The sequence below is a fragment of the Pedobacter sp. BG31 genome, assembly GCF_042464845.1.
Taxonomy (GTDB): Bacteria; Bacteroidota; Bacteroidia; order Sphingobacteriales; family Sphingobacteriaceae; genus Pedobacter; species Pedobacter suwonensis.
In genome coordinates this window covers 157,220-169,959 of record NZ_JBHNZK010000005.1, presented here as the reverse complement: position 1 = coordinate 169,959, position 12,740 = coordinate 157,220, and the positions used below count along the sequence as shown (strand labels likewise).

Annotated in this window: 7 protein-coding genes; all 7 read left to right on the top strand. The window is 40.4% G+C overall.

Translation table 11 applies throughout. The annotated features are described in order from the left end of the window. Positions 1-11 precede the first annotated feature (11 nt). The 7 genes from ACFE6N_RS08725 (at position 12) to ACFE6N_RS08695 (ending at position 12,141) form a co-directional block, all read left to right on the top strand. Positions 12-1,925: a glycoside hydrolase family 13 protein gene (locus tag ACFE6N_RS08725; protein WP_378935627.1), complete on the top strand. Its 1,914-nt coding sequence runs from the start codon at positions 12-14 to the stop codon at positions 1,923-1,925. 100 nt (positions 1,926-2,025) lie between these two features. Further along, entirely contained in the window at positions 2,026-2,712 is a 687-nt protein-coding gene (pgmB, locus tag ACFE6N_RS08720) for a beta-phosphoglucomutase (protein WP_378935625.1), read from the top strand. A gap of 77 nt (positions 2,713-2,789) precedes the next feature. After that, positions 2,790-5,108, top strand: a complete 2,319-nt coding sequence (locus tag ACFE6N_RS08715; RefSeq protein ID WP_378935623.1) for a glycoside hydrolase family 65 protein — start codon at positions 2,790-2,792, stop codon at positions 5,106-5,108. A 182-nt stretch (positions 5,109-5,290) separates the two neighbouring features. Further along, entirely contained in the window at positions 5,291-6,970 is a 1,680-nt protein-coding gene (locus ACFE6N_RS08710; protein ID WP_378935621.1) for an alpha-amylase family protein, read from the top strand. A gap of 10 nt (positions 6,971-6,980) precedes the next feature. Then, complete coding sequence (locus ACFE6N_RS08705) at positions 6,981-8,321, top strand: MFS transporter (RefSeq protein WP_378935619.1); 1,341 nt, start codon at positions 6,981-6,983, stop codon at positions 8,319-8,321. 38 nt (positions 8,322-8,359) lie between these two features. Continuing rightward, positions 8,360-10,240, top strand: coding sequence for an alpha-amylase family glycosyl hydrolase (locus ACFE6N_RS08700; RefSeq protein ID WP_378935617.1), 1,881 nt, complete (start codon positions 8,360-8,362; stop codon positions 10,238-10,240). Positions 10,241-10,581: 341 nt separating this feature from the next. Beyond that, positions 10,582-12,141, top strand: coding sequence for a S10 family peptidase (locus ACFE6N_RS08695; RefSeq protein ID WP_378935615.1), 1,560 nt, complete (start codon positions 10,582-10,584; stop codon positions 12,139-12,141). The last annotated feature ends 599 nt before the right edge of the window (positions 12,142-12,740 follow it).

Below are 12,740 nucleotides of genomic sequence, written 5' to 3'. Positions count from 1 at the left end.
TAAGTTTTAGCATGATCATAATCAATTCCCTTAAAAAATTTACTTTGCTATTTAATGCTCATACTAACACTTTTTTAAATAAGGTAAGCAGTGCCGTTGTGCTTTTACTTATCTTATCTTTCAATAGTCTTTTTGCCCAAAAACTCGAGCGTATCGAACCGATGTTTTGGTTTGCCGGCATGCACAATCCTAAACTGCAATTGCTGGTTCACGGCGAAAATATTGCTTCTAGTTCAGTTTCTTTAACTTATCCTGGGGTAAAACTGCTAAAAGTAAACAAAGTAGAAAACCCAAATTATTTATTTCTTGATTTAACCATTGCACCAGCTGCTAAGGCCGGAAAATTTCCGATCAACTTTACAGCTAAGGGCAAAAAGATATTCAGTTATACCTATGAATTAAAAAACCGTGATAAAAGCGCAGGCAGGATTCAAGGGGTAACCAACAAAGATTTTATCTATCTGCTGATGCCCGATCGTTTTTCGAACGGCGATAAAAGCAACGATGTGGTTCAGGATTTAACTGAAACGGCATTGAACCGCGATAGTATGTACTACCGCCACGGTGGCGATATCCAGGGCGTAATTAATCACCTTGATTACCTGAAAGATTTAGGCGTAACCACAGTTTGGATGACTCCGGAGGTAGAAAATGACATGCCACAGGCTTCTTACCATGGCTACGCGGTAACCGATCATTATAAAATAGATCCGCGTTTTGGTACCAATGCACTTTACAAAAAATACGTAGAGATTGCACATGCCAAAGGATTAAAAGTAATTAAAGACATTGTACACAACCACATTGGTACCCAACACTGGTTTTATAAAGATTTACCGATGAAAAGCTGGCTAAACCAATGGCCAAAATATACACAAACCAGTTACCGCGATCAAACCGTAATGGATATTCATGCTTCTGCTGCAGATCGCAAACAGATGCTGGATGGCTGGTTTGTACCGACAATGCCCGATTTAAATCAGCGTAATCCATATGTACAGAATTACCTTACCCAAAACCATATCTGGTGGATCGAATATGCAGGTATAGATGGTTTACGTTTGGATACCTATGGATATAACGATCCGGTTTATATGGCCGATTGGGCTTTAAAAGTTCAGGCTGAATTTCCGCATCTTTCGGTTTTCGGTGAAACATTGGTGACTGCAGTAGCAAACCAGGCCTTTTTTACAGGGGGCAATACGGTTAACCGCGGTTTTGATACCCATTTGCAGGGGATTACAGATGCAACGTTAAAGGATGCCATTTATGAAGGAATAAACGGTAAAAATGGTTGGGTAGACGGTATTAACCGTTTGTATGCCACCTTAGCTCACGATTTTCTGTATAAAAACCCGAATACCAACTGCATCTTTTTAGATAACCACGATATGAGCCGCTTCTATTCGATGGTTGGCGAAGATTTTGATAAATACAAAATGGGAATGAGTATCCTGTTAACCATGCGTGGCATTCCTCAGATGTATTATGGAACTGAAATTTTAATGAAAAACTTTTCCAATCCGGATGGGCTGATCCGTTCTGATTTTCCTGGCGGCTGGGAGGGTGATAAAAAAGATAAATTTGTGGCTGATGGACGTACCAAAAAAGAAAACGAAGCTTTCGATTTTGTTAAAAGGCTGGCCAATTTCCGTAAAAGTAGTCTGGCTTTACAAACAGGCAAATTAATGCAGTTTGTTCCTCAGGATGATGTGTATGTGTACTTCCGATACAATGCAGAACCAAAAGGCACGGTAATGGTTATTGTAAACAATACAGAAAACGAAAAAGCATTAAGTACAGATCGTTTTGCCGAAAGAACAGCTGGAATTACAAGCGCAAAAAATGTGATCACCGGCGAAACTATCGGATTTAAAAATATTAAAGTACCCGCAAAGACCACTTTGGTGCTTGAATTAAGGTAGAAAGGTAAAAGGTAGATGGTTTAAGGTGTCGGACTTACATCTTGATACTCATTACTTGCTACTCAATACTCACTACCTGATACAAAAAAATATAACAAAAATGCAAGAAAATCTCCAATCTAAAATCTCAGATCTCAAATCTCAAATCAAAGCTTGTTTATTCGATTTAGATGGCGTACTGGTAGATACCGCAGTTTATCATTATAAAGCCTGGAAACGGTTGGCCAATACCATGGGCTTCGATTTTACAGAAGAGCAGAATGAGCAATTAAAAGGTGTAAGCAGGGTAGAAAGTCTGAATAAGATTTTGGCCTGGGGTGGTGTACAAAAAAACGACGCAGAGAAAGAAGAGCTTGCTAGCTTGAAAAACGGCTGGTATGTAGATATGATCACCAAAATGACGCCAGCAGAAGTTTTGCCTGGAACAGTAGATTTTCTAACGGCAATTCACAAAGCGGGTTACAAACTGGCCTTGGGTTCGGCAAGCAAAAACTCTGGAATTATTTTAGAAAGAACAGGCCTTGCCCATTTTTTCGATGAAATCGTCGATGGAAATATGGTGACCAAATCAAAACCCGATCCTGAGGTGTTTTTAAAGGGGGCCGAACTTTTAGGCTTTACACCCGAAGAATGTGTGGTTTTTGAAGATGCTGTTGCAGGAGTAGAAGCGGCAAAAAGAGGTGGAATGAAAGCCATCGGTATCGGCGAAAAAAATGTGCTTAGCCAGGCTGATCTGGTAGTAAGCGGATTAGACAAATTAACAGTAAAAGATTTAGAAGAATTATAAAAAAGGTTTAAGGTGTAGGGTTTAAGGTTTAGGGCGTTATGTCTTAATACTTGATACTAACTACTCGATACTAGAATATGAAAAACTACATTAAAGCAGATGAGTGGAATATTATCGAAGAAGGCTTTGATCCACATTTAAATAAAATTTCCGAGAGTATTTTCAGCTTGGGGAATGGACGTATGGGCCAGCGCGCCAATTTTGAGGAAACTTATACAGGAGAAACCTTATTGGGAAATTATGTTGCTGGTGTTTATTATCCGGATAAAACCCGCGTGGGATGGTGGAAAAACGGATATCCTGAATATTTCGCCAAAGTTTTAAACGCCGCAAACTGGGTAGGAATAGAGGTGAAAGTAGATGATGAAATTCTTGATCTGGCAACAGCCGGGGTAAGCGATTTTAAAAGGGTGCTGAATATGCATGCTGGTTACCTGGAACGTACTTTCACGGCAAAACTGAAAAGTGGTAAAACACTAAAAGTTAAATCAACCCGTTTTTGCAGCATTGCTGATGATGAAGTTGGTGCCATCCGTTATAGCATTACACCATTAAATTTTGATGGCAGATTAACATTAACACCTTTTATTGATGGGGATGTCAAAAATCAGGACAGTAACTACGATGAAAAGTTCTGGGATAAAGTTGTTGATGAAATCTCCGGAACAGAAGCTTATATCAAACTAAGAACAAAGAAAACTGAATTTGAAGTTTGCACTGGCAGTAACGTCGAACTGTATACGAATGCAGAGCGGTTGGCGATCAGTCCAGAGGCTGTACGTAAAGAGAAATTCGTCGGGCAAACTTTTTCTGTAGATGCTAAAGCAAACGAAAAGGTTACGCTGGTAAAAATTGCCGCGAATTTATCTTCAGAAAATTATCCGAAAGAGTCACTTCTGAAAGAAACCAAATCCGTAATAGCCCGAGCATCTGCCAAGGGTTTTGATACTTTACTAAAAGAACAAAGCGAAGCCTGGGCAGCGAAGTGGAAAGAAAGTGATATTATTATCGAAGGTGATGTTTCTGCACAACAGGCAATCCGTTTTAATATTTTTCAGCTTTTTCAAACGTATACCGGTAAAGATGACCGCTTAAATATCGGTCCAAAAGGCTTTACAGGCGAAAAATATGGTGGCTCTACTTATTGGGATACAGAGGCCTACTGCGTGCCTTTTTACCTGGCAACTGCTCCGCAGGATGTAAGCAGAAACCTCTTAGTTTATCGTTATAAACAATTGGGTAAAGCTATAGAAAATGCGGCTAAATTGGGTTTCAAAGACGGGGCTGCCTTGTACCCGATGGTTACCATGAATGGCGAAGAATGCCATAATGAATGGGAAATTACGTTCGAGGAAATCCACCGTAACGGAGCCATCGCTTTTGCTATTTTTAATTACATCCGTTATACAGGAGATGAAAGTTATCTTTCTGATTATGGTTTAGAAGTATTGATCGGTATTGCCCGTTTCTGGAAGCAACGTGTAAACTGGAGCAACGATAAACAACAATATGTAATGCTTGGTGTAACCGGACCAAATGAGTACGAAAATAACGTAAACAACAATTGGTACACCAATATTTTGGCTACTTGGTGTATGAGATATGCAACAGAAGCTGCCGAAGTTGTAAAAGCGCAACAACCCGAAAAATATAACAGGCTGTTGAAAGCCCTGGATTTCGATCAAAAAGAATTTGCTGATTGGGCCGATATCATCGAGAAAATGTATTATCCACAAGATGAAAAATTGGGGATTTTCTTACAACAGGATGGATATTTAGATAAAGAGCAGATTTTGGTGAAAGATCTTCCGGCAAGTGAACGCCCGATTAACCAAAAATGGAGCTGGGACAGGATTTTACGTTCATGCTTTATTAAACAGGCCGATGTTTTGCAGGGATTGTATTTCTTTGAAGACGATTATGATTTGGAAACCATCAGAAGAAACTTTGATTTTTATGAGCCACGTACCGTACACGAAAGTTCGTTATCGCCTTGCGTACACAGTATTTTAGCCGCAAAATTAAACGACGAGGCACGGGCCTATGAATTTTACTTACGTACTGCACGCTTAGACCTGGATGATTATAACAACGATACAGAGGACGGTCTGCACATCACCTCAATGGCAGGAACCTGGATGAGTGTGGTGGAAGGTTTTGCCGGTATGCGTGTACGTGATGGTAAATTGCATTTTAGTCCTTTCTTGCCGGGTAAATGGAAATCTTTTTCTTTTACTATCGGCTTCCGGGGAGCTACCTTAAAGGTGAACATTGACGGAAACAGCATCAATATCAAAAACAATACAGGTGTTGATGCAGAAATCGGCATCAGAAATCAGTTTTATCAACTGGCAGGCAATACGGAGATCGAAGTAAATAATGCTGCGCTGGTATGAGACAGGTAAAGGCTATAAAGGCGGATGGTAGAGGGTTAAAATCTAAAACTTTATCTGATAGAAGATGTTATTTTGCTCAAAGCTTATTCGCATTCGAAAGCAATAAAAGCTGGCTATTGATACTTTTTTTTTATTTCATCATCATCCCCATATCATCCTTTGCACAAAAAAAGCGCACAAAAATGAATGATAAACAGATCGTTATTTATCAGTTACTGCCCCGTTTGTTCGGAAACAAAAATACCACCAATATCCCATACGGAACCATCCAACAAAATGGTTCCGGTAAGTTTAACGATATTACCGATAAAGCATTAGATGGGATAAAAGAACTTCATGTGAACTATGTCTGGTATACAGGGGTATTGGCCCATGCCAGTTTAACTGACTATAGTGCCCATGGAATTAAACCTGATGATGCCGATGTGGTGAAAGGCAGGGCAGGTTCGCCTTATGCCATCCGCGATTATTACGACGTAGATCCCGATCTGGCTGTTGACGTTAAGAACAGGATGAAAGAGTTTGAAGCACTGGTAAAAAGAACACATGCTAAAAACTTAAAAGTGCTGATCGATTTTATACCCAATCATGTGGCCAGAAGTTACCATTCTGATGCAAAGCCAAAAAATGTAATCGACTTTGGTGCAAATGATGATGTAACTGTAGCTTTTAGTCCTAGGAATGATTTTTATTATATCCCAGGTCAGCCCTTAGTGGTTCCAACAAATGGGCAAAAAACGCCCCTTTCGGTACTTCAGGACGGGAAATTTGATGAAAATCCGGCAAAAGCAACCGGTAATAACGTGTTTTCAGCACAACCAAAATATGACGATTGGTACGAAACCATTAAGTTGAATTACGGTGTTGATTATCAGAACAGCGAGAAACAATACTTTGATCCCATTCCACCCGTTTGGTTGAAAATGCGCGATATTTTAATCTTTTGGACCCATAAAGGAGTAGATGGTTTCAGATGTGATATGGCCGAAATGGTGCCCATTGCATTTTGGAACTGGGTAATTCCGCAGGTTAAAAAAGTAAATCCGGATTTAATTTTTATCGGAGAAGCTTATAATCCAAAAGTTTACAAACAATATCTGGATGAAGGGAAATTCGATTACCTATATGATAAAGTTGGTTTATATGATGGTTTAAAAAGGTTGATCAGAAATGAACCAAATGCAGATGTAAAAGATATCCGTTTCATTTGGCAACAAGAAAGTGCCGGTTTTGGCCATCACATGCTTCGCTTTTTAGAGAACCATGACGAGGAGCGTATTGCTTCAGCTGCATTTGCGGGCAAGGCAGAACTCGCGTTACCCGCAATGGTCCTTTCCGCAACTTTAGGCGGAGGACCCGTGATGCTTTATTTTGGTCAGGAAGTTGGCGAACCGGGAAAAGGGCAGGAAGGTTTTGGCGGGGATGATAACCGGACCACCATTTTTGATTATTGGGGCGTTCCGAACCACCAGAAATGGATGAACGGGGGCTTATTTGACGGCCATAAACTAAATGCTGCACAGCAAAATTTGAGGGCTTTCTACAGGCAATTATTAAAAGTAACGTCAACAAGCGATGCCGTATTGAATGGAAAAATTTATGAAGTTCCTGTTACCGGCAATATGAACAACCGGATGTATGCTTTTATCCGCTACTCAGGCAAGCAGCGTTTACTGGTAGTAGCCAATTTTGATCGAAACCAAACATTAACCGCCAATATAGAAATCCCTGATCAGGTTTTAAAGGCGAAATCTTCCGTTCCGGTTACAGAACTGCTAACAGATAAAAAATTAAATATTCCGGCAGGAACAGCTATACCAATAAAGCTTGGGCCGGTTTCGGCACAGATAATTGAATTTTAAGATTGACTTAATGGGACAAGTAAAATTAAAACCGAGGTTATCAAACCTTCAGATCATTAACATGAGTGTTGGTTTTTTTGGAATACAGTTCGGTTTTGCTTTGCAAAATGGTAATGCAAGCCGTATTCTCCAAACCTTTGGTGCTGATGTTGAGCACCTATCCCTCTTTTGGTTAGCTGCACCTATAACCGGAATGATTGTGCAACCGATTATCGGGCATTACAGCGATAAGACCTGGAATCGATTGGGAAGGCGGCGGCCCTATTTTTTAGTTGGCGCAATTCTCACCGCACTGGCTTTAATTTTAATGCCGAATTCAGCTTTAATGGCAAGTTTACTTCCGCCTATTATAATTGGTGCAGGTATGCTGATGATTATGGATGCTTCAATTAACGTTGCTATGGAACCTTTCAGGGCTTTGGTTGCTGATAAATTACCCGACGAGCAACGTAGTTTCGGCTTTTCTGTACAAACATTTCTGATTGGGGCTGGCGCTATTGCTGGTTCCTGGCTGCCCTATATTTTATCTGAATATTTCGGTGTAGCGAAAGTGGCGCCAGCCGGGCAGGTACCTGCTAACGTGATTTATTCATTTTATTTTGGTGCAGCTATTCTTTTGGGAACAATTCTGTATACCATTTTCACCACGAAGGAATACAGCCCGGAAGAAATGGCCGATTACTATGAACATACCCAGGAAGTGGAGGAAAGTAATGGCTTAAAAGATATCCTTAAAGATTTTTCTAAAATGCCACCAACCATGAGGCAATTGGGTTTAGTGCAATTTTTCTCCTGGTTTGCACTATTCTCGATGTGGGTTTTTACTACTCCAGCCATTGCTCAACATATTTACAAGGTAGCACCGGGAGATACCTCATCAATCAAATTTGCCGATGCAGGAAATTGGGTAGGAGTTTTGTTTGGTATTTATAATGGGGTTTCTGCTATTTACGCTTTAATCCTGCCTGCTATTGCAAAAGCAACCAGTAAAAAAGTTGCACACGCCATCTCTTTAACTGCAGGAGGTATTGGACTACTTTCCATCTATTTTATTTCCGATCCGCATTATTTAATCTATTCGATGATTGGGATAGGCCTGGCCTGGGGAAGTATTTTGGCAATGCCATATGCCATTTTGTCGGGTTCCATTCCTGCAAAAAAAATGGGTGTTTACATGGGGATTTTTAATTTCTTTATAACAATGCCCCAAATAGTAAATGGTTTTTTTGGTGGTTTAATTGTAAAACACCTCTATCATGATCAGGCCATATATGCAATCGTTTTGGCTGGGATATTCATGGTATTAGGGGCTATTTCTGTCATGTATATCCAAACAAAAAAGGAATCTTAACCTGGGCTAAATTTTTTAAGCCTGCAATAAAAATTTATATGAAAAAAGTGTTTTATCTCTTGCTGTTAATAACGGCAACGCATACCGCCTGTAAAAAAGCGCCGGATGGTGGTTTAGAATCTACACCAACTGATCAGAAAGCTGATCTGCCGGCGGGAGCCAAAGATGGTGTGGTGTTTACCAACAATGGAACATCGGCCATTGTAACACTTTATGCACCAGGTAAAAAATCCGTATCGTTGATTGGTGAATTTAACGATTGGTCTGCCACCAGCTTACCCATGAAAAATACACCAGATGGAAATTATTGGTGGACTCAGGTAGATAATTTAAATCCATCTACAGAGTATGCCTATCAGTTTTATGTAGATGGAAACTTAAAAGTTGCCGACCCTTATTGCGAGAAAATACTCGATCCTGATAATGATAAATACATTTCAGCAGCCACCTATCCTAATTTAAAAGCCTATCTAACAGGTAAAACAACAGGAATTGTAAGTGTAATGCAGGTTAATCAACCCGTTTATACCTGGAAAAATACCGGTTTTACCCGTCCTGAAAAAAATAACCTGGTGATTTACGAATTATTGATACGCGATTTTACTGCTGATCATAATTATGCCTCAATTTTGGCAAAACTCGATTATTTAACCGGTTTAGGTATTAATGCAATCGAATTAATGCCGGTAAACGAATTTGAAGGAAATTTAAGCTGGGGCTACAATCCATCATTTTATTTTGCACCCGATAAATATTATGGCACCAAAACCGCATTACAGAATTTTATTGATGAGTGCCATGGACGTGGCATTGCTGTGATTTTGGATATGGTGTTAAACCACTCTTTTGGTCAGTCACCGATGGTGCAGTTGTATTTTGATGGCTCGAAACCTACAGCAAATAGTCCATGGTTTAATGTGGATGCGAAACATCCGTTTAATGTTGGTTATGATTTTAACCATGAAAGTGCGGCGACCAAAAAATTCTCGAAAGACGTGATGAAGTTCTGGATGCAACAATATAAAATTGATGGTTTCCGTTTCGATCTTTCAAAGGGATTTACACAGAAACAATCAACGGATGATGCACAGTTCAGGTTGTACGATGCTGGCCGTGTTGCCATTTGGAAAGATTACAATGGCTATATCAAAAGTTTAGACCCTAATTTTTATGTGATTTTGGAACATTTTGCAGAAGAATCTGAAGAGAAGGTACTGGCTGATGAGGGCATGATGCTCTGGAACAATATGAATTATAACATGAATGAGGCTACGATGGGCTGGTTGGACAATTCTAATTTTCAATGGGGTTTTTATGCCAACCATGGCTTCGCTAAATCGGAAAACTTAGTTGGCTATGGCGAAAGTCATGACGAGGAGCGCTTAAATTTTAAGAATATTACCTACGGCAATGCTTCCGGAAGTTATGTAATTAAAGGAAACCTGGCTACTTCATTAAAAAGAGAAGAACTCATAGCAGCCTTTTTGTTCAGCATCCCGGGACCTAAAATGGTATGGCAGTTTGGTGAATTGGGTTACGATATCAGTATCGATTTTAACGGGCGGACAGGTGAAAAACCTATTAAATGGGATTATTACAGCGATCCGAACCGTAAGGCATTATACGATGCTTATGCCAGATTTATCAGGTTGAAAAAAAATAACAGTATTTTTAATTCAAGCAATTCGACATATAACCTTGCCGGCGGCGTCAAATATATCAAGTTAACTGAAGGAACTAACACTGTTGTGGTAGTTGGTAATTTTGATGTAGTGAGCCAGGCAGCCAATATTGATTTAGGGTCTGCTGGAACCTGGATCGATGCAATTGGTGGTAGTGTTAATTTAAGCACCAGCAGCTACACCCAAACTTTAGCGCCTGGAGAATACCATATTTTTAGTAAAACAGCATTAAAGTAATTTTTTTTATCCAAAAGGCTGAATCATAAATATAAAATTATCCTCTTGAAGAGTAATTCGCTTATGTGATCCTTCTTTCGGGCGGAGTAACGCAGTGGAGAAATCTTTTGGTAGATCGCTCCACTTTGTGTTGCTGCGTTCGAGATGATGAGCCTCTGTTGGATGCTGCTCAACGTGTCAAGTTTGAAGTGAATTACAGTTTATGAGAAAGCCTCTGCTATCATTTATAAAACTTCAATCCATTATCTTTTCTCATCAATACTTTTTTATGGTAACAATTCTAATGTGCTTTTTTGATTAATACGATAATAGTTTGATCTTTAGGGACCAAACCAAACTTCATGAAACTCAGATTTATAATTGCTGCCTTGTTAAGTATCGGTATTTGCGCATACGCACAACAAAGTCCCAGAAAAAACCAATCGAAAGAAACCGTAAACACTACGCCGGTAACCATTAAAGATGAACCTAAATCTTCAGCGAATGAGAGGAACATTAAAGTGGAGAGTACAGTGGTTACCAATCATTCGGTGAACATTGATGGAAAGTCCGTTCCATATAAGGCTACTACCGGTACCTTACCGGTTTGGGATGAAGATGGAAAACCGATTGCCGGTTTATTCTATACCTATTACGAACGGAGTGATGTACAAAGCCGGGATAAACGTCCTTTGGTGATCTCTTTTAATGGTGGTCCGGGCTCTGCTTCTGTATGGATGCACATTGCTTATACTGGTCCGGTGGTTTTGAATATTGATGATGAAGGTTATCCTGTCCAACCTTATGGTTATAAGGAAAATCCATATTCTATTTTAGATGTGGCAGATATCGTATACATCGATCCCGTAAACACAGGCTATTCGAGAGCCGTGAGCAAAGATATTCCAACCAATAAATTCTTCGGTGTACGTGCTGACATTAAATACCTGGCCGAGTGGATCAATACTTTCGTAACCCGCAATAACCGATGGGCCTCGCCTAAATTTTTGATTGGCGAAAGTTATGGCACTACCCGCGTTTCAGGATTGGCTTTGGAACTGCAGAACAGTCAATGGATGTACCTGAACGGTGTGGTCTTGGTTTCGCCAACCGAATTGGGCATTGAACGTAGCGGCCCGGTTGACGCCGCTTTGCGTTTACCATATTTTGCAGCTACCGCCTGGTACCATAAAGCTTTGGCAGCCGATTTACAAGGCAAAGATTTAACAGCTATGCTTCCGGAAGTAGAAACTTTTACCATTAACGAACTCATCCCGGCCATTTCGCAGGGAGGAATGTTAAGTGCAGATAAAAAGAAAGCCATTGCCCTAAAAATGGCGCGTTACTCCGGCCTTTCCGAAAAAGTAATTTTAGATTATAACCTTAACGTACCAACCGATTTCTTTTGGAAAGAGTTATTGAGGGATAAAGGTTTTACGGTTGGTCGCTTAGATTCACGCTATCGGGGGATCGATAAAATGAGCGCTGGCGAAGCACCAGATTATAATGCTGAACTTACCTCCTGGTTGCATTCTTTTACGCCAGCCATTAATATGTACATCCGCAACGAGCTGAATTATAAAACCGATTTGAAATACAATATGTTTGGTTCCGTTTACCCATGGGACAAATCCGGAGACCAGACCGGCGATAACCTCCGCCAGGCCATGGCACAAAACCCTTATTTACATCTATTGGTGCAATCGGGTTATTATGATGGCGCCTGCGATTATTTTAATGCGAAATACAGCATGTGGCAGTTAGATGCTGCAGGTAAACTGGAAGACCGCATGACTTGGGAAGGTTACCGCAGTGGACACATGATGTACCTGCGTAAAGATGATCTGAAAATGGCGAATAACCACATCCGTGAATTTATTAAAAAAGCTTTACCAAAAGCAGGCGAGGCCGCTAAGTTCTAAAAATTTAGCGTTGATAGATTCCTATACACATGGCTATTAATTTGTCAGCATTTTTTGGTTATAGGAGCGCACTTGTATTGCAATAATTATCGTTAGTCCTGCTTTGCGCTCCGATCTTTTTTGCCCTTCGACTTCGCTCAGGGTGACAAAAAAGGATCTTCACTTCAATCAGGGCTAGGTAGGTTAGGGCGGTGGCACAGAAACCCGGCATAGTTGCGAGAACAGGAGTAATCTAAACCCGACCGGAGTGAGATGCCGATTTTTTCAATCGGCAGAAATGGGGCAGGATTGCTTTAGCCAAGGGGCTACAGGTATTGCTTTCCAAATAATATGATCTTTCAGTGGTGACAAATTCCTATTTAAATCGCTATTATTTGTCAATGCTTTTGGGTTTATAGGAGCGCAGCTACAGTGTAATAATTTATGTTCGTCCTGCTTTGCGCTCCGATCTTTTTTGCCCTTCCACTGCGCTCAGGCTGACAAAAAAGGATCTTCACTTCAATCAGGGCTAGGTAGGTTAGGGCGGTGGCACGGAAACCCGGCATAGTTGCGAGAACAGGAGTAATCTAAACCTAACCGGAGTGAGATGCCGATTTTTT